Origin of the sequence: Paraburkholderia sediminicola, assembly GCF_046026675.1 — a bacterium.
Lineage (GTDB): Bacteria > Pseudomonadota > Gammaproteobacteria > Burkholderiales > Burkholderiaceae > Paraburkholderia > Paraburkholderia sediminicola_F.
This window is the reverse complement of the sequence record NZ_JAQQEY010000002.1, coordinates 713,347-732,046: the sequence shown is the minus strand read 5'-3', so window position 1 is coordinate 732,046 and position 18,700 is coordinate 713,347. Positions and strand designations below refer to the sequence as shown.

Annotated in this window: 17 protein-coding genes and 1 pseudogene; 7 read left to right on the top strand and 11 right to left on the bottom strand. The window is 61.5% G+C overall.

The features are described from left to right. The first annotated feature begins 375 nt into the window (after positions 1-375). Positions 376-654 carry a transposase gene (locus tag PQQ86_RS23185; protein ID WP_408272154.1) on the top strand — a complete coding sequence of 93 codons (279 nt, stop codon included), beginning with the start codon at positions 376-378 and terminating at the stop codon, positions 652-654. Positions 655-749: 95 nt separating this feature from the next. Here the strand turns inward: PQQ86_RS23185 and PQQ86_RS23180 are convergent, their stop codons facing one another. From PQQ86_RS23180 to PQQ86_RS23155, 6 genes are all read right to left on the bottom strand, one after another. Then, positions 750-1,169 carry a histidine kinase gene (locus PQQ86_RS23180; protein ID WP_408272151.1) on the bottom strand — a complete coding sequence of 140 codons (420 nt, stop codon included), beginning with the start codon at positions 1,167-1,169 and terminating at the stop codon, positions 750-752. Between the two features lie 75 nt (positions 1,170-1,244). Next, on the bottom strand, positions 1,245-2,000 hold the full coding sequence (locus tag PQQ86_RS23175; protein ID WP_408272148.1) for a COG4705 family protein: 756 nt from the start codon (positions 1,998-2,000) through the stop codon (positions 1,245-1,247). Positions 2,001-2,240: 240 nt separating this feature from the next. Continuing rightward, positions 2,241-2,939, bottom strand: coding sequence for a response regulator (locus tag PQQ86_RS23170; protein ID WP_408272145.1), 699 nt, complete (start codon positions 2,937-2,939; stop codon positions 2,241-2,243). A 25-nt stretch (positions 2,940-2,964) separates the two neighbouring features. Beyond that, positions 2,965-4,347, bottom strand: coding sequence for a sensor histidine kinase (locus PQQ86_RS23165; RefSeq protein ID WP_408272142.1), 1,383 nt, complete (start codon positions 4,345-4,347; stop codon positions 2,965-2,967). Between the two features lie 186 nt (positions 4,348-4,533). Then, positions 4,534-5,928: a sensor histidine kinase gene (locus PQQ86_RS23160; protein WP_408272139.1), complete on the bottom strand. Its 1,395-nt coding sequence runs from the start codon at positions 5,926-5,928 to the stop codon at positions 4,534-4,536. After that, positions 5,918-6,595, bottom strand: a complete 678-nt coding sequence (locus PQQ86_RS23155; RefSeq protein WP_408272136.1) for a response regulator — start codon at positions 6,593-6,595, stop codon at positions 5,918-5,920. The genes PQQ86_RS23160 and PQQ86_RS23155 overlap by 11 nt, the downstream gene beginning before the upstream one ends. Positions 6,596-6,878: 283 nt before the next feature. Here PQQ86_RS23155 and PQQ86_RS23150 point away from each other — a divergent pair, with 283 nt between their 5' ends. The 4 genes from PQQ86_RS23150 (at position 6,879) to PQQ86_RS23135 (ending at position 10,164) form a co-directional block, all read left to right on the top strand. Then, complete coding sequence (locus PQQ86_RS23150; RefSeq protein ID WP_408272133.1) at positions 6,879-7,898, top strand: ABC transporter substrate-binding protein; 1,020 nt, start codon at positions 6,879-6,881, stop codon at positions 7,896-7,898. 55 nt (positions 7,899-7,953) lie between these two features. Then, entirely contained in the window at positions 7,954-8,748 is a 795-nt protein-coding gene (locus tag PQQ86_RS23145) for an ABC transporter ATP-binding protein (RefSeq protein WP_054035532.1), read from the top strand. A gap of 16 nt (positions 8,749-8,764) precedes the next feature. Continuing rightward, entirely contained in the window at positions 8,765-9,628 is an 864-nt protein-coding gene (locus PQQ86_RS23140) for an ABC transporter permease (protein ID WP_408272130.1), read from the top strand. 227 nt (positions 9,629-9,855) lie between these two features. After that, positions 9,856-10,164 (top strand): DUF4148 domain-containing protein, encoded by a 309-nt coding sequence (locus tag PQQ86_RS23135; RefSeq protein ID WP_408272127.1) that lies wholly within the window; start codon positions 9,856-9,858, stop codon positions 10,162-10,164. 295 nt (positions 10,165-10,459) lie between these two features. Here PQQ86_RS23135 and PQQ86_RS23130 read toward each other — a convergent pair whose 3' ends face one another. The 5 genes and pseudogenes from PQQ86_RS23130 to PQQ86_RS23110 form a co-directional block, all read right to left on the bottom strand. Continuing rightward, entirely contained in the window at positions 10,460-10,708 is a 249-nt protein-coding gene (locus PQQ86_RS23130; protein ID WP_408272124.1) for a hypothetical protein, read from the bottom strand. 166 nt (positions 10,709-10,874) lie between these two features. Further along, positions 10,875-11,921 carry a phytoene/squalene synthase family protein gene (locus PQQ86_RS23125; RefSeq protein ID WP_408272122.1) on the bottom strand — a complete coding sequence of 349 codons (1,047 nt, stop codon included), beginning with the start codon at positions 11,919-11,921 and terminating at the stop codon, positions 10,875-10,877. A 109-nt stretch (positions 11,922-12,030) separates the two neighbouring features. Next, a complete protein-coding gene (locus PQQ86_RS23120; RefSeq protein WP_408272119.1) occupies positions 12,031-13,944 on the bottom strand; it encodes a feruloyl-CoA synthase in 1,914 nt (637 codons plus the stop codon). A gap of 84 nt (positions 13,945-14,028) precedes the next feature. Next, positions 14,029-15,469 (bottom strand): annotated as a pseudogene (locus PQQ86_RS23115) (aldehyde dehydrogenase). Between the two features lie 86 nt (positions 15,470-15,555). Next, positions 15,556-16,383, bottom strand: a complete 828-nt coding sequence (locus tag PQQ86_RS23110; protein ID WP_408272117.1) for a p-hydroxycinnamoyl CoA hydratase/lyase — start codon at positions 16,381-16,383, stop codon at positions 15,556-15,558. 169 nt (positions 16,384-16,552) lie between these two features. Here PQQ86_RS23110 and PQQ86_RS23105 point away from each other — a divergent pair, with 169 nt between their 5' ends. Together PQQ86_RS23105 and mhpT are read left to right on the top strand one after the other, a co-directional pair. After that, positions 16,553-17,023 carry a MarR family winged helix-turn-helix transcriptional regulator gene (locus PQQ86_RS23105; protein ID WP_408272114.1) on the top strand — a complete coding sequence of 157 codons (471 nt, stop codon included), beginning with the start codon at positions 16,553-16,555 and terminating at the stop codon, positions 17,021-17,023. Positions 17,024-17,417: 394 nt separating this feature from the next. After that, the gene (gene mhpT, locus PQQ86_RS23100; protein ID WP_408279313.1) at positions 17,418-18,650 is read left to right on the top strand and encodes a 3-(3-hydroxy-phenyl)propionate transporter MhpT; all 1,233 of its coding nucleotides are present in this window, start codon (positions 17,418-17,420) and stop codon (positions 18,648-18,650) included. Positions 18,651-18,700: the final 50 nt, after the last annotated feature.

Below are 18,700 nucleotides of genomic sequence, written 5' to 3'. Positions count from 1 at the left end.
TTCACTGCGCAACCTATCAGCGACCATAGCCGGCAAGCCGTACAGGTCAACGGTTTACGACCATCCGATCAAACCTGTCGAAGCGTAATGTCTATCGCCAAACGTTTGTATGAACGCGGACGTTACGTAGCGTTTCGCATCGACGTTACGGGACCACGGCACAGAACGTTGATCGCGCCGATTACCACAAGTCCATCGTTTCAAACGGGAAACCGAATCATGCACCGTGAATAAGATCGCTAAACAACAAGCGATGAATGAAGGCATCGCACCGCAACAATAAAATTTGACCGAGAAAAAAAGATTTACTAGTATCGGCACCAAACGCAGCATGTAACGACTGCGCATTCCCCACACAGTCATTCAAGGCGGCAAATGCTTCAGATTCCCCTCACCGACGCCGATTGGGCGTGTGTTCAGAGTCTCTTTCCCGTGGTTTCGTCAGGTCGCGGGCGACCCCGTCGCAGCGATCGCGAGATCCTCAACGCGATACTCTGGGTGCAGCAGACGAAAGAAAAGTGGCACAGGCTGCCGGCGACTTTTCCGCCGCAACAGACTTGTTATCTTCGGTATATGGCCTGGAAAAAAGCCGGCGTTCTTGACCAGGTGAATGAGCGCCTGCCACTGTGCGACCATGAGCTTTCAACGTGCTGAATCAGCGGTAATAATCGTTTTGCATACCGTACCGACTCAAAGGTGAACCGATGTTTCACGGATGGCCTTTGTGATCGCTCGCGACCATCAGTGCGTCACACCTTGCCGCTCATTCGATCCATCACCGCCAGCAGATCAGCGAGCGACTGCTTGCATTCTGCTGCGTTCGGCGTGCCGGCACGTAACGCGCTCAGCGCGCGGTCGATCGCTTTGTCGACGGCATGCCAGTCAGTTGCGGCACGAGGCTTCAGCGAAGGCTCGGCGTCGTCCCACGCCAGTTCCAGATCTTTGATACGCATCTTACCGCCCGCGAGATTGCCTTTGTCGACGAGTACCGCGGTGTCGGCGGCGATCTTGCGGAACGGCGAGAGGTCACCGAGCTTCGACGCCTGGACAGGCTCTGCCGCCTCGGCCGACGGAAAACCGATCCTGCCAGCCTCAAGATGCCCGAAGCTGATGGCGGAGATGGCAATGAAAGAAACGATGACGGCTTTGTTGAGCGTGCGTTGATTCATGATTGTTCTCTTCCGTTTGAACCGCTATACGATTGAAAAAAAAGCTACGTCTACGACCTGTCGAGCGACACGCGCTCAAGGTTCACGTGCGGCGATCGCGCGCGTGGACCGCTGTTCGACGGCACTCGCGAAGACGACCAGCACGACGATGGCACTCAGAAAGAGCACGCTCGTATTGATCGTGCCGAGGCCGAGACCACCGTATGCGCGCGACTGCGAAAGCAGATCGCCGAACGAGGCGCCCAACGGCCGCGTCAGAATGTAGGCAAGCCAGAACGTCAGCACCGGATTTCCGCCGACGTAGTAGGTGGCGCACACCAATGCGATTAGCGCGCCGAATGCCACCACACCGATCATGAAGCCGAGCCCCAGCGCTTCTGTCGCGAGATCACCGGCCGCGGTGCCCAGCGCGAAGGTGAACAACACTGCGGCCCAATAGAAAAGCTCGCGCCGCGTCGTGTAGATGGTGTGAATCGACAGTGTCCGCTCACTGCGGTACCAGAGCGCGAACACCACGGCCAGCGCGAGGGCAAACGCGATCGTGCTGGCATAGAGACTGATGCCGAGCTTGTCGGTCAATGCATCAGTAATCTGCGTGCCGACCACACTGACCAGCACCACCGTCAGCCAGTAGATCCACGGTACGTACTTGCGCATGCGAAGCTGCACGGCCAATGCGGCAATCAGCAACGTGAGCATCATCCCGCCGGTGAGCGCGGTGCCGAGCCCCACGTGCACGGCGAGATAGTCCGCGCCGGTTTCGCCGACGGTGGTCGCCATGATCTTGATCGCCCAGAAGACAAGTGTTGCCTCGGGCACTTTGTTGCGCATTGCGGCAACACGATAAGTCGAGGTCTCTAGCAAGCGGGTTCTCCCATCAATCGGCATTCAATTCGACGTTGCGAGCAGGCGCGCTTGCGCTCGCTCAATGCGGCGAATAGTGCAATGGGGAACCTTAGGAAAACCTTACGGAAGATGCAGACGAAACGGCCGAATCGCCGCAGCGAAACAGGTGGTCAAGAGGCGTCTTGCACGAGCCCTTCAGAAATCCTTAAGGCTTGATCTGGTGCGCTATAGCGATTCGACAAACGCTTCGCACGGCACTTCTTCGCGCAGGATGTAGCCAAGCCCGCGCAAGGTCATGATCTTCGCGCTGGAACTCACCAGATGCTTGCGCAAGCGGTGGATGTAAATGTCGATGGCATCGGCGCTGGGTTCGTCGTCGAGCGTAAAGACCTTGTCCATCAGGGTGGACTTCGAGACGGTCTTGCCCTGCTTCAGCATCAGCGTTTCGAGGATGGCGTGTTCGCGCCGCCGTAACGGCAAGGGCTCGTTTTGTAGTACGAATTCACGGGAATCGAACAGATAGCGCAGATCGCCGCAGTCGATCGACTGGCCCTTGTCGCCGGCCGCCTGGCGGCGGATCAGCGCCTTGATGCGCGCCACCAGCTCGCGCGCGTCGAAAGGTTTGACGACGTAGTCGTCCGCGCCGGCCGAGAAGCAGGCTACTTTGTCGTCGGTCGAGCCGTTCGCGGTGAGCATCAGCACCGGCACGTTGTCGCGTTTGCGCCGTAGACGCGCCAGCACGTCCTTGCCGCCGATGCCCGGCAAGCGCAGATCGAGCAGTACCGCGTCGTAGCACTGCATGCCGAGCAGCGTCTCCGCCCGCTCACCGTCCTGCGCCCAGTCAACCACGAAATTCTCGACCTGCATCAGGTTCATCACCCAGCGCGCAAGGTCAGCGTCGTCTTCAACGAGCAGCAGTTTCATTGGTTTCCCCTGATTTGGCGGCGCATCACACCGCCGCCGACCATAGTCGCATCTCAACGGTGGCGACCAGGCCGACACCGCCCTCTCCCGGCTCGAGCGTAACCGTGCCGCCTTGCCGGCGGGCGATCTCGCGCACGATCGGCAAACCGAGGCCGGTTCCGTCAGCGTGGCTCGACGCACGATAGAAACGCTCGAACACGCGCACCCTCGCTTCGGCTTTGATACCCGGCCCATTGTCGATCACCCGCACGATCGCCCTGTTATTACCGCGCTGCGTGTGCACGGTGACGCGGCCACCGGGTTGCGTATAGCGCAGCGCGTTGTCGACGAGATTGGTCACCAGCGCCGCGGTCAGTGCCTCGTCGCCGGTCACGTACAGACCGTCTTCCAGCTCAGCGCCCAGATCGATTTCACGCGCCTGTGCGAATGCAATCAGTTCCTCCAGCACGCCCGCGATCAACGCGCTCAGATCGACCCGTTCGCGCGTACTGGAGGGCGCGGCGGACTCGGCCTGAGCGAGCAGCAACAGTTTGTTGGTCAAGGTGGTCAGCTTGCGGCTGCTTTTATGCATGCCGGCCAGTGCTTCGCTGAGCGGCGCGTCCCGATTCTCACGTTGCCGTGCGAACTGGATCTGTGCCACCAGCAGCGCGAGCGGCGTGCGCAACTGATGCGCGGCATCGGAGATGAATTGCCGCTGCGTCGCCGCCTGCTGGCCCATGCGCGCGATGCACTGGTTGATCGCTTCGACAATGGGTCTTAATTCCACATGCAAGCGCGCCACGCGTATCGGTTCAAGTTGCGACGCGTTACGATCGGCGACGTCGTCTTTCACCTTCATCAACGGCCGCAATTCGAAAGTGAGCCCGAGATAGACGAACAACATCGCGAGCACCAGCGTGAGCACCTCGCCGAACAGTTGCGGCCGCAACAGGCGCCATACCATGGCGTCGCGCGAACCTTCCGTTTTCGCGACCGCGACGACAACTTCTTCGGTGCGGCCCGAGTCGTATAACTGCCGCACGTACGTAGCGGCGCGCACGGCACGGCCGTCCTCGAGATGGGTGGAGTACAGCATGGGAACGTCGCCGGCACCGGGCGGCACCGGCAAGTCGGGACTGCCGGCTAGCAGGCGATGGCCGCTCGCTTCGACGCGATAGAACACGCTGTCCTGTTCCGGCGACTCAAACAGTTCGAGCGCGGCCGGCGGAATCTGGATCGACACATTGCCGTTATCCCAGTCGATGTCCTCGCCGATGATGCGCATCGACGACAACAACGCGTTGTCCTGAACCAGGTCGGCCGTGGTCTGCGCGTTGCGATACGAAATCATGCCGGAAATGGAAACGAACGCCGCCAGCGGCAGCAAGAGCCACCACAGCAAGCGTCCGCGCAAACTGCCTGAAAACACGATTCGTCGTTCCTCTGTGCTGGATGTCTCCGTTATATCCCGCGTGCGCGGGTGGGCGTTCGATGAATCGCCTGCTTCAAATTCTAGGGGTACAAATCCTTCTCAAAGCTTTCGAACACGCGTTTCCTGTGCCGATTGCGGGTTTGTCCCGAGTACTTTTGAAGCCTCCGATTTGCAGCGACCGATTTAACCAGCTTGAGGTCCTTCCGTCGGTGCACGTGGAAACGAGACGGCCACGTGCACGCCTTTGCCGCCCTCACCCGGTTTGAGCGTGATCTCCCCGTGATGCGCGTCCGCGATTTCACGCACGATGGCGAGGCCCAGCCCGGTCCCTTCAGTATCTGTCGACGCCCGAAAGAACGGCTCGAACACGCGACTGCGCGACTCGGCGGGAATGCCGGGACCATCGTCCAGCACAGCCACGGCGACTGTATCGGCTGCAGCACTGACCGCCACGGTGACGTGGCCGCCTCTGCCGGTATAGCGGATCGCGTTCTCCGCGAGGTTGGCGATCAGCGCCTGAAGCAGGCCGCGATGCCCTGCCACTGGCGCGGGACCGTTCAGTTCCGCGCCCAGATCGATGTCCCGGGCCTGCGCCAGCAACGCCAGATCCTCCACCACTTCCATTGCCAGCGGCACCAGATCAACCGTTTCCACCGCCAGTTGCTTGTTGTCGGAAGCTTCAGCCTGCGCGAGCAACAGTAGCTTGTTAGTGAGTCCGACCATCGAACGATTACTGCGGTGCATCGCGGCGAGCGCCTCGTCGAGCGCGGGATTCAGGCCATCCTGCTGGCGCGCGAACTGCAACTGCGTGCCGAGCAGCGTGAGCGGCGTGCGCAACTGGTGCGCGGCGTCGGCGATAAAACGCCGCTGTGCGGCCACCTGTACGCCGAGGCGCGCGATACATTGATTGATCGCTTCAACGATCGGCCGCAGTTCCGTGTGTAGGCGCTCGACGCGAATCGGTTCGAGTTGCATGGGGTCGCGGTCGGCGACCTCTTCCTTCACTTTCATCAACGGCCGCAATTCGAAGGTGAGGCCGATGCAAGCCAGCGCGACCGCCAGCACGATCATCTCGATCTGCCGCACGAGTTGCGGTTGCCACAATTGCTGCGCCATCGCATCGCGCGAGCGCACCGTCTTGCCCACCGTTACACGTACGCGGCGCGTCGCACCGTTGTCGTACATCTGACGCACGAGGCCGACCGCGCGTACGGGCTGGCCATGGAGTTCAGTGTCGTAGTGATCGGCCATGTCGGGCGAGCGCGCCGCGCGCTGCGGAAAATCCGGCGTGCCCGCCAGCAGTCGGCCATCGTCCACCCGCACGCTGTAGAACACCTGATCGCGATAGGGCGACACGAAGACTTCAAGCGCGGCGGGCGGCACGTCCACGCGCAGAAAACCGTCCACCCACTCCACTTCACCGGCGATCATCCGCGCCGATGAGATAAGTTGGTTGTCCTGCACCAGATCCGCCGTGCGCCGCGCGTTGTCGTACTCGGCCTTGCCGGTGACGAACACGTATAACGCGAGTGGCACCAGCAGCCACCACAGCAGGCGCATGCGCAGGCTATTGGTCATCTTCTTTCTTGCGCAGCAGATAACCCAGTCCGCGCAGCGTGACGATCGCCGCCGAGCTGCCGTCGAGTTTCTTGCGCAGCCGCGATATGTAGATTTCGACTGCATCCTCGCTCGGCTCGTCCGCGAGCGTGAAGATCGCGTCGACCAGTGCGGGCTTGGTTACTGTTTTGCCCAAACGCAGGATCAGCGTTTCGAGCACCGAGCGCTCGCGCGGCGTCACGTTCAGCGGCGCGCCCTTCAAGGTGAACTGGCGTGTGTCGATGTCGAACGCGAGATCGCCGCACACCACCTCGCTCGCCTTCGAGGGCGACTGGCGGCGGATCGCCACCTTGATGCGCGCGATCAGCTCGCGCACTTCGAAAGGCTTGACCAGGTAATCGTCCGCGCCGGCACCGAGCAGTTCCACTTTTTCGTCGATCGAACCGCTCGCGGTCAGGATCAACACGGGCGTGGCGTCACCGCGCTGGCGCAAACGGCGCAGCACGTTCTTGCCCGACAGCTTCGGCAGATTCAGGTCGAGCAGGATCACGTCGTAGTGATTGGTGCGCAGCAAGCGGTCGGCGGTGTCGCCGTCCTGCACCGCGTCGAGCGCGAACGCCTCCTGCTCCAGCATCTTCGCGAGCCAGTGCGCCAGCGTGGGGTTGTCTTCGATGAGCAGCAGCTTCATGGGGAGAACGGCGAAATAGGCAACTCAATGCGCGGCAAAAGTCAGGACGCCGATTGTGCCGTAAAACAAGGGCTTTGCGCGCGGCTTGGGTGGTTTGTGGCCCACGTTATGGGGTTTGCCAGGGGGCAGCCGCAAGATTGCAGTGGATTTTCGGGTTAACACCCATGATTTGCTCGCAGCCCCGAAAGCTGCCAGAAGGTTTCAGATTTCTATAATCGCCGTCATTCATCCAGAAAGCGCCGCATCCGCACAGGGCGGCGAATAAACCTCAGGAGACTGCTTCATGCGTACCTTGCGCCAGATTGCCGCCGTGTCAGGTGTTGCGTTTACCCTTGCCGCCGCTTCGGCCGCGGCTCATGCGGAGAAGCTGACGATCATGGTCGGCGGCGCCACCAAGATCATCTATCTGCCGGCCAAGCTCACGGAGCAGCTCGGCTACTTCAAGGACGAAGGCCTCGACGTAGAAATCCTCTCGCAACCGGCCGGCGTGGACGCGGAAAACGAACTGCTCGCGGGCGCGGTGCAAGGCGTGGTGGGCTTCTACGATCACACCATCGACCTGCAAAGCAAGGGCAAGGAAGTCCAGGCGCTGGTGATTTTCGGCCAGGTGCCGGGTGAAGTGGAAATGGTCGCCACCAAGGCGTCCGAAACGCTCAAGAGCATGGCGGACGTGAAGGGGAAAACGCTCGGCGTGACCGGCCTCGGCTCGTCGACCAGCTTCCTCACGCAATACCTCGCGCAGCGCGCGGGCGTGCCGTCGACGCAATACACGCTGCTGCCGGTTGGCGCGGACAACAGCTTTATCGCCGCCATCAAGCAGAACCGTATCGACGCGGGCATGACCACCGAGCCGACCGTCTCGCAACTGCTGAAGACCGGCGACGCCAAGGTGCTGGTCGATATGCGCACGCTGGAAGGCACCCGCGCCGCGCTCGGCGGCACGTATCCGGCTTCGAGCTTCTACGTGCAGCGTGCATGGGCCGAGTCGCACAAGGACGACGCCACGAAGCTCTCGCACGCATTCGCGAAGACGCTGAACTTCATCGCGACGCATAGCGCAGAAGATATCGCCGCGAAGATGCCGAAGGACTACTACGGCAACAACAAGGACCTGTACGTGGGCGCGCTGAAGGCATCGCTGCCGATGTTCACGAAGGACGGCAAGATGCCCGCCGACGGTCCGGACACTGTCCTGAAGGTGCTGTCGGCGTTCAATCCTTCGGTGAAGGGCAAGCATATCGACCTCGCCAAGACCTACAGCAACGACTACCTGTCGGCAGCGGTCAAGACCGCGGCGAAGTAACGCTCCCTCGAAGTAAAGCCCTATCAACATCAAGAGAACTGCGAGGCACCAGCCGATGAATCAACCTCTGTCACGCGATACGCCCGCCATCGAGATGCGCAACGTATCGTGCCGTTTCATCTCGCCGGATGGCAAGGCGACGATCGCGTTGCGCGACTTCAGCATGTCGGTGGCGCGTGGCGAATTCGTCGCGGTTGTCGGCCCGACGGGTTGCGGCAAGTCGACCACGCTCAGCATGATCACCGGCTTGCTGAAGCCCACCACCGGCGAAGTGCGCGTGATGGGCGCACCGGTGGACGGCATCGACCCGCGCATCGGCTTCGTGTTTCAGGCGGACGCCGTGTTTCCGTGGCGCTCGGTCATCGACAACGTGGCGGCCGGCCCGCTGTATCGCGGACGCTCGAAATCCGCCGCGTACGACGAAGCCAACGAATGGCTGCGCCGCGTGGGCCTCGACAAGTTCGGCAAGCACTATCCGCATCAACTGTCCGGCGGTATGAGAAAGCGCGTGGCGCTGGCGCAAACCTTCATCAACAAGCCGGAAATCCTGCTGATGGACGAGCCCTTCTCGGCGCTCGACATGCAGACGCGCACGCTGATGCAGGACGAACTGCTGCAACTGTGGGGTGGCGCCGGCTCGGTGGTGTTCGTCACGCACGATCTGGAAGAAGCGATTGCGCTTGCGGATCGCGTGTTCGTGCTGACCGCGCGCCCGGCAACGCTGAAGAAGGTGTACGAAATCGATCTGCCGCGTCCGCGCGTCACGTCGGAAGTTCGCTACGACCCACGCTTTATCGAAATCTCGCGCGACATCTGGCACGACCTGCGCGAAGAAGTACAGATCGGTTAATCAAGGAACGGCAAACATGTCTACTACCCCTCAACAGACGATGCCTTCGGGTATCGATCCCGCGACGCTCGCGCAGGTCGAACGTGTCGCGCAAAAACGCATCCGGCAACGCCATGCGCTGGTGATCTCGCTGCGCATCATCGTGCTGGTGCTTGTGCTCGGCGGATGGGAATTGTCCGCCCGACTGAAGTGGATCGATCCGTTCTTCTTCTCGATGCCGAGCGCGATCTTCGATCAGATCATCGACTGGTTCGTGAACGGCACGTCGCAAGGTCCGCTGCTCACCCAGGTTTGGGTCACACTGGAAGAAACCGGTCTCGGCTTCATCATCGGTTCAGTGGCGGGCGTGGTTTGCGGCATCGTGCTCGGCCGCAACAAGCTGCTGTCCGACGTATTCAGCCTGTACATCAAGATCGCCAATTCGATTCCGCGCGTGGTGCTGGGCTCGATCTTCGTGATTTCGCTCGGTCTTGGCATGGCTTCGAAGGTGGCGCTGGCGGTGGTGATGGTGTTCTTTGTCGTGTTCGCCAATGCGTTTCAGGGTGTGCGCGAAGCGGATCGCTACATGATCGCGAACGCGCAGATTCTGGGTGCGTCGCGCCGTCAGGTGACGACCTCGGTGGTGATTCCGTCGGCGTTGAGCTGGATTCTCGCCAGCTTGCACGTGAGCTTCGGCTTTGCGCTGGTCGGTGCGGTGGTGGGCGAATTCCTCGGCTCGAAGCAAGGTATCGGCCTGCTGATCTCGACCGCGCAAGGTGCGTTTAACGCGAGCGGCGTGTTCGCGGCGATGATCGTGCTGGCTGTGGTCGCGCTGGCTGCGGACTATCTGTTGACTGCGGTCGAACAGCGGCTGTTGAAGTGGCGGCCCGCAGCAGTTTAAGTTTACTGTCAGGTCGTAAAGGAAGAAAGGGCGCCGTCGGCGCCCTTTTTTTCGCGATGCGCACAAGAGCGTATTAACCAAAGCACTCTTCTTTTGTTGCAAATATCGCAACAAACATTAGCTGAATTGATGATTACTCCGGCCAGATCGCAAAACTACAATGCAATCACTGACTACGAACAACGCCGCTCGTAGCAAGATAAAGACCGAACTGGAGGTAGTTCATCATGAAATCGCTCATTCAAGCCGTTGTTGTCGCTGCTGTGCTGGCCGCTCCTGTTGCCTCGTTTGCGCAGTCCAACCAGCCCGTGACCCGCGCCGAGGTCCGCGCGCAACTGATTCAACTCGAAAAAGCCGGCTACCAGCCGGGCCGTGCCGACCCGTACTATCCGGCTGACATCCAGGCTGCACAAGCCCGCGTCGCCCAGCAAAACGGCACCGCAGAAAGCAGTTACGGCGGTGTGGCGAATGGCTCATCGCAGTCGAGCCACCCGGTTCCGGTGAACGGTCCGAAGTCGGTTTATTTCGGTAACTAAGCTGACAACTGAGTTGCCAACTCAGCTAGCAACAAGGCCGGCGACCGAGCCGTCCAACGGATCGAAGCAGAGGCGACGCCGTTTGCCCTGATCGACCGCCAAGCGACACAGCCGCACGCTCTGATTCAAACGAACTGGCCCGCGACCGAGTATCCCCGATCGCGGGCCAGTTCTGTATTCGATACCTCCGTCATCGGGCTCCCGATGACTTCGCCTGGACCTTCACGGTCTGGGCGCTTTTTGTTTATGTCGTGCCAAGTCTGGTCTGAGCCTCAGCGGCGCCAGCCTGCTTGCGTTATTCGCGAGCGATCAGATCGCCTACCTGGCCACGACCCGTGACGAGACAGCTCGACAGGAAGTTTTCACCCTGGCTGCTGGCCCCGGCATCACCGAAGCCTTTCTTCAACGCATTCGACTTGACCAGCTCCGCGCCCTGGTGGCACGTAATTGTTCCCATCTCTCCGGCGTGCGCGCGCATCAGCGCCCTATCCGCCATCAAATAGCCAAGCAACAACACCACTGCAATATTGAACGCTTGCCTCATGAATCGTCTCCTCTTTTGAAGAGACTAACGCGAACCATCGATGCAGGATGCTAGGGGTTTCCCGATTGGTGGCTATTCACCGATGCAGATTAAGTCGAAAGGCCATGCCGCGTGAATGGGCTATGCGGCATGGCTGAATCCACATTAAATACATCGCAACCCACTCTCAGATTCGAGCTTCGATTTGCTTGATCCGCTTTTCAACCGACGCCCGCACCAGGCCATTCGAAGGCACCAGCAGCAGTGAAGACGCAATGATCTGATACACCTGATTGCGCCGGACTTTAGAGACCTTGGCCGGGTCGAGCCAGTCATTGTTATCCACCAGCAACAGCAGCGTGTCCAGGCCAATCAGGATCGGCCACAAACAGGCGAGGCGCAAACGCACCGAAAACGCGGGGATCGCCAGCGTGTAGTCCAACGCCTCGCGAAAATGATCGAGCGACTTGCGCACAAGTTCGACCATCAGCGGCCGGGCGCGAACAGAATTTGCCGGCTGCAGGAGGTCTTGTGCGCTCAGACCATATTGATCGAGCATCGTCTGTGGCAGGTAGCAGCGGCCGATCCGCAAATCCTTGCCGCAATCGCGCAGCACGTTGGTCATCTGCAGCGCTTTGCCGAAACGCACGCCGCGGCGCGCCATGATCTCGGGCCGCTCTTTCAGCGTGCCGGGCATGTGCGCGTAGGTCATGGTGGTCCAGAATTCACCGACGCAGCCGGCCACCAGGTAGGTATAGCGGTCGAGTTCTTCGTACTCGCGCAGCGCGGCGATCTGGCCGGAACGTTCGTCGGGGAACGTGCGAAGGTCGAATTCCATGCCCTCGGTCAGCGTCGACACGATCTCGCGCACGGCCTTGCGGTCGGACTCGCTCAGTTGCGACAGCACCTCGAGTGCAGGACCTAGCGATTCGAGCAGGACCTTTTCATCGGACTGGACCTGTTGGCCCGCCACTTCAGTGGCCATGCGCTGGAGCAGCGCGCCGTCGTTCGGGGCGCCGTTGACCTGGTCGCGCAGCGACAGCAGCATTGCAAGGCGTTGTTCGGGCGAGATCAGTGAGGTATCCGCAATCGTATCGGCCGCGCGCGCGAGCAGGTACGCGAGGCCGATCGGATCGCGCATCCCGGCGGGCAGCACGCGCAGAGTGAGATAGAAGGAGCGTGAAACGCCTTTCAGGAGCGGGCCGAGAAGAAAGGCCCGGGTCGGATTCGGCATGGGTGGGATCAGGTCAGTATTGGGCAAAAATCAGGCGCTGCCGAATTGTATACGGCGAAGCGCCTTTGCCGTGCGACGAGGGACCCGGAGTCAGCGAACGGCGCGTGCCTTACGTCGCGCCGCAAGCGGCCGCGTAAATCACGGCGGGGTCGCGCTGTGCCGCGTCGTACATCGCTTCGACGAGCGCCGCCCGATGCGCCAGCACCGCGCGCTGATTGATCGACCCTTTATCGGTGATCTCGCCGAGATCGAGCGAAGGGGCAACGTCCATAAGCCGGATACGGGCGATCGTGGTTGCGCCGCCGGTCGCACTGCGATTGAGCGTCGCCAATAAGGCCGCAAAATGCGCGCGCACGACGGGTGCTTCGATCACCTCACGCGCAGTAGCTGATAAAGGCAAACCAGCCAGCCGCCGGCAATCGTCGAGCCGCGGAAACACCAGCAAACCCATGTCGTCCCGATTCATCCCGGCGACCACCACGTCATGCACATACGGCGCACCGTCGGAGATCACGCGAGCCCGCATCGGGCCCACGCTAACGAAGGTGCCCGAACTCAGCTTGAAGTCTTCAGCGATGCGCCCGTCGAACAGCAGCCCGAGTTCCGGCCGTTCGACATCGACAAAGCGCAACGCGTCGCCGCTGCAAAAGTAACCTTCTTCGTCGAAGGCGTTGTCCAACTCTGCGGAATTCGCGCGCCAATAGCCGGCCATCACATGCGGTCCGCGATAACGCGCTTCGAGTTTGTCGCCGACCGGTGCGAGTTTGACCTCGCAACCAGGCGCCGGTGAGCCGACATAGCCGGCTCGCATGATCGGGCCCGTGGTGAACAGGCAGGACGGCGAGGTCTCGGTCATGCCGAGTCCGGCCATGATGCGAATGCGTTCGCCGCAATATTGCTCGGTGACGCGTTCGAGCCGATCCCACGCCGCTTGCGAGAGCCCCGCACCCGCGAAGAAATACACCTTCACGCGCGAGAAAAACGTCTCACGCAACTGAGCGTCCTGCTCCAGCGCGATGGCCAGCTCTTCCCACCCCTTCGGCACGTTGAAGTAGATCGTCGGCGCGATTTCACGCAGGTTGCGCAGCGTTTCCTCGAACTTGCCGTTGACCGGCTTGCCATCGTCGATATAGAGCGTGCCGCCGTTGTAGAGTGCGATGCCCGCGTTATGACTGCCGCCGAAGGTGTGATTCCACGGCAACCAGTCGACCAGCACCGGTGGCACGTTCGCGAACTCAGGAAACGTTTCGAGCAGCATCTGCTGGTTGCTGCACAGCATGCGGTGCGTGGTCGGCACGGCCTTGGGCAGTTTGGTCGAGCCCGACGTGAACAGAAACTTGGCGATGGCGTCCGGGCTCACCGCGGCCTGAATGGAATCGACCGTGACGGGCGTTGTATTCAGCAGGTCGCTGAATAAAGTCACGCTGCGCGCCGCCTGTGGCTCTTTGGGTCCTGTTGCAGCTACGACTTCGACGTCAGCTGGCACCGCTGCATCGATCGCCTTGGCGAACATGTCGTAGCCGTTTGCGAAAACCAGGCCCGGTGTCAGCAGATCGATCGTATGGCGCAGCTTGCCGAAGTCGCCGGAAGCGAGCGCATATGCCGGGGAAATCGCCGCGTACGGAATGCCGGCCCACATCGCGCCGAGTGCCAGTTGCAGGTGTTCGAGATCGTTGCCCGAGAGAATCACGACCGGACGCTCAACGGAAAGATCGCGCGCGAGCAACGCTTGCCCAATGGCCCGCGCACTTTGCAGCGCCTTCGCGTAGCTCAGCCCGATCCATTGACCATCACTGCCGCGTCGCGCCGCCAGCCAGCGCTCCGGATGTTCGCACGCCCCGCTTGCGAGCCGGTCGGTCATACGTTGTGGGTGTTCGCCGAGCGGCTCGGCGGCGCGCAAATACCACGTGTCGCCGTGCCGTTGCGCGTGCAACGATGACGCGCCGATCGTCGTCGCGCGGTAATGCGTCGGCGCGTTGTCGTGCGCGACGGGGGTGTTCGGTTGTCTCGGCTCGGAATGCAACGCCTGTCTCCTTGGGAAGCTCCGCTTTCTGCGGCGGAACGACCTTCTTTTAATGCTCCAACGCGGCTATTCGATCGCGGACGATCAAATCGGATAGTGACGCGGGCCGGTCTGAATCGTGATCCAGCGCAAGTCCGTGAACTCGGCGATCGATGCCTTGCTGCCAAACCGCCCATAGCCGCTCTTCTTCACGCCGCCGAACGGCATCTGCGCTTCGTCGTGCACGGTCGGCCCGTTGATATGGCAGATACCCGATTCGATGCGTTTCGCCACATTCAACGCGCGCGATATATCGCGGCTGAATACCGCTGCGGAAAGACCGTATTCGCTATCGTTGGCAACCTGAATCGCTTCCTCGTCACTGTCCACGCGCTGCACCGTCACCACCGGGCCGAAGGATTCCTCGGCATAGAGCAACATGTCCCGCGTCACGCCGTCGACAATCACCGGCTGCATCACCGCGCCTTCAACCGAGCAGCCGACCGGCAGCTTCGCGCCCTTCTCATGCGCGTCTTCAACGAGCGCTTTGATGCGCCGCGCGGCCGCCACACTTTCGAGCACGCCGAGCACGGAATCGGCCGCAGCCGGGTCGCCCGCCTTCAGGGTTCGCGCTTTGGCCGCGAGCTTCTCGACCAGCACGTCGGCAATTTTGCGGTCAACGATCAGCCGCTCCGTCGACATGCAGATCTGCCCCTGGTTGAAGAACGCGCCGAACGCGATGCCGTCCACCGCCGCATCCAGATCGGCGTCATCGAGCACGACCACAGGCGCCTTGCCGCCGAGCTCGAGCAAGGCCGGCTTCAGATGCTGCGCGGCATGTTGCGCGACGATGCGTCCAACCCGCGTCGAGCCCGTGAAATTGACCCGCCGCACCGCCGGATGAGCGATCAACCTTTCGACGATCGCGGGCGCATCTTCAGCCGAATGCGTGATGACGTTCACCACGCCGTCGCCGAGCCCGGCCTCCTGCAACACACTGCCGATCAGCCGATGCACACCGGGACAGCCTTCGGAAGCCTTGAGCACGACCGTATTGCCGCACGCGAGCGGCATGGCAATTGCCCGTGTGCCGAGAATCACCGGCGCATTCCACGGCGCCATGCCGAGCACCACACCGCACGGCCATCGCGAGACTGCCCGGCACGTCCGACGGAATCACATCGCCGTCGATCTGCGTGGTCATCGCCGCGGCTTCGCGCAGCATGTTGGCGGCCAGCATCACATTGAAACCGTACCAGTTCGGCATCGCGCCCGTTTCGGCCACACCGGTTTCGATGAACTGCGCGGTGCGGGCATCCATCAGATCCGCTGCGGCCAATAGACGTTTGCGACGTTCCGTCGGCGCCAATGCCGACCATGCTGGGAACGCGCGTGCCGCGGCAACGACAGCCGCGTCGGCATCGGCCAACGTAGCGGCAGCCGCGCGCGAGGCCGTCGCGCCGCTCGCGGGATTGATCCGCTCGAAAGTTCTGCCGTCCGTTGCACCGCGGCTCTCGCCGCCGATCAACAATGTCACTTCATGCATGTGTCTCGTCTCCTCGCTATGTCACTCGTCCCGCCAGTCTTCCTACGCGTGTATCTGCCTGACCCTACCTTAGCGTCTGCAATAGCTCAGCGCTTGTAGGTTTGCAGACCCGGCTTGATCGCCTTCTCATCGAGGAACTGCTTGAGGCCCTCCTCGCGGCCGCCTTCGGGATCGCGCAGTTGCGCCTGATCCAGCTTGGCATACAGGTAGTCTTCGTTCTGATCCCACGTCAGTTCACGGCAACGCTTGAAGCCGTGCTTGGCCGCGCGCAGCACCACCGGATTCTTCTGCAACAGCTTGCCTGCGAGAACACGCGTCGCCTCGCGCAGTTCGGCACGCGGCACGCTGTTGTTGACGAGACCCATCTGCGCGGCTTCCTGACCCGTGAACGTCTCACCGGTCATGATGTAGTAAAGCGCCTGACGATGTCCTACGGTGTCGGCCATCGCCTTGCTCACCAGGTTGCCCGGCGGAATGCCCCAGTTAATTTCGGAGAGGCCGAACACGGCTTCGTCCGCGGCGATCGCGAGATCGCACGCCACCAGCGGCGAGAAGCCGCCGCCGAAGCACCAGCCGTTGACCATCGCGATGGTCGGCTTCGCGTACATGCGCAGCAGTTGCCATTGCCAGCGGCATGCATCGCGGCGAATCTTTTCCTGGAGGATTTCCGGGCCGGCGTCGACCTCGCGGAAATATTCCTTCAGGTCCATGCCGGCGGTCCACGCGTCGCCCTCGCCCGTCAGCACGAGAACCTGTGCTTCGGCGTCCAGTTCGACTGCCTCGAGGACCTCGATCATTTCCTTATTCAATGTCGGGCTCATCGCGTTGCGCTTCTCTGGGCGATTGAACGTGACCCATGCAATGCCCTCTGCCACATCGACCTTGACGGTTTTCCAACGACCTTCGTAACTCATCTACTTTCTCCGTGAATGTTGACCCCAGCAGCGGCCCGATGACTGCATTTAATATCAGGTTACCTGATATGTAAAGCGTAATTTTGCAGACTCGGTGCAAACCCCTATCGGCCGATTTCACGCAGAGGCGCGCTAAGATGCAGGCTAGACCGGACCTCCAGCCCACACCATGAGCAAAAATCCAGCTTCGCCCGCCGAACCCACCGCCACGCGTGCCCGTCGCCCGCACTTGCGGTTGGCCTATGTGATCGGAAGTCTCGACCGCATCCTGCGGCGCCGCATGACCGAAGCACTCGCGCCACTCGGCCTGACGCTCTCGCAATTCACCGCGCTATCGGTGCTCGACGCAAAGGGACAGGCATCCAATGCGCAAGTGGCCGAGCGCTCCTTCATCACGCCGCAATCGGCCAATGAAGTGATGAACGCCATGGCGAGCCGGAACTGGGTCAGCCGCGAGCCGGACCCGACGCACGGCCGCATCGTGCTGCTGCAACTGACCGATGAAGGTCGGGCCGTGCTGCGCGAATGCGAGCAGGCGGTGAAGACGATCGAGAAACAGATGATGGAAGGTCTCGAGCTCGACACGGCCGGCGTCGTGCAAACCCACCTCGAAACTTTCGTGCGCAACCTGCGCGACTAACTTTCCCGTCTCTGCAAATTGCTAGGTGTTTTCACCGAAGCATTTGCACTTGTATTATCAGTCTACCTGATATTAAATCCTATCCACGATGCAGCGTTTGGAGACGCGTCGCATCGCGTCGAAGCAAACGGACAGTAACGCAGGCATCGAACCGATGTGCTGTGCGCTGCGGCTTTCGCCGGGCGGTTCTTAAGCATCCCACAGTGATCTCGACGGCGGTCTGAATCCCGTTTCACCGAGGCGCCTGGAACACCGGACCGCCCCGGCGCTGAGCAAACGCAACCGTTTCTGCGCCTGGCCGGCGCACCAGACGGCGACTCCGCACCTGCCGCTCTTCATCGACACCGGAAAACCACGCATTTTAATAAGGATCACTAACGTGAAAAGAGCCGGAATACTACCCTCGACAGAAAGCGTTGCCGGACCGGCGACGTCCAGCCGGACAAGCGCCTTTGTCACACTCGGATTGTGTTTTGCCGTCGCGTTGCTCGAAGGGCTCGACCTGCAGTCGGTCGGCATCGCCGCGCCAAGGATGGCGCGCGAGTTCGGTCTGTCGGTCGGTCAGATGGGTCTCGCGTTTAGCGCCGGGACTTTCGGCCTTCTGCCGGGTGCGATGTTCGGCGGACGGCTTGCCGACCGGATCGGCCGCAAGCGCGTGCTGGTGATTTCCGCATGCCTGTTCGGCTTGCTGTCGATCGCAACCGCGCTAGTAAGCGACTTTCACACACTGGTGATCGTGCGGGTGCTCACGGGCATTGGCCTCGGCGGTGCACTGCCTAACCTGATCGCATTGTCGTCGGAAGCGGTCGAACCGCGCTCGCGCAGCACCGCGGTGAGCGTGATGTATTGCGGCATTCCGTTCGGCGGCGTGATCGCTTCGGTGATCGGCGTGTTGAGTGCGGGCGACACCGAGTGGCGGCACATCTTCTACGTCGGCGGCGCAGGGCCGCTAGTGCTGGTGCCGCTGTTGCTCGTGTTTCTCGCGGATTCGAAGGCATTCACCCAAGCCTCGCGAGACGGCCATGCGAAACCCGCGCCGGTCGGCGAGATCCTGTTCGGCGGCACACGCGGCCTCTCGACTGTGCAGATCTGGGTCAGCTATTTCTGCACGCTGATCGTCCTCTACTTCCTGCTCAACTGGCTGCCTTCGCTGATGGCCGCCAGCGGCCTGTCGCGCGCACAAGTGGGCTACGTGCAGATTTTCTTCAACATCGGCGGCGGCATCGGCGCGTTGTGCATCGGCATGTTGATGGACCGGATGCGTTCGGGCGTCGTGGTGGCGGGCATGTATGTCGGGATCATCGCGTCGCTCGCGGCGCTCTCGATGGCGCCCGGCTTCGGCGCACTCGCAACCTCAGCGTTCTTCGCGGGGATGTTCGTGATCGGCGGGCAATCGGTGCTGTACGCGCTCTCGGCTGCGTTCTATCCGACTGCGATGCGTGGCACCGGCGTCGGCGCGGCAGTGGCCGTGGGCCGTATCGGCTCGGTGGTCGGACCGCTGGCGGCAGGTCAATTGCTGGCGATGGGGCGCAGTTCGTCGACGGTGATCGGCGCGAGCATTCCCGTCACGCTGATTGCCGCCGCGGCTGCGCTGCTGTTGCTGCGCCGTCCGCGTGCTGACGACTGACCGGCCATACAAGAATACTCAAGAAAACTCAACAACAAACACATTCGATC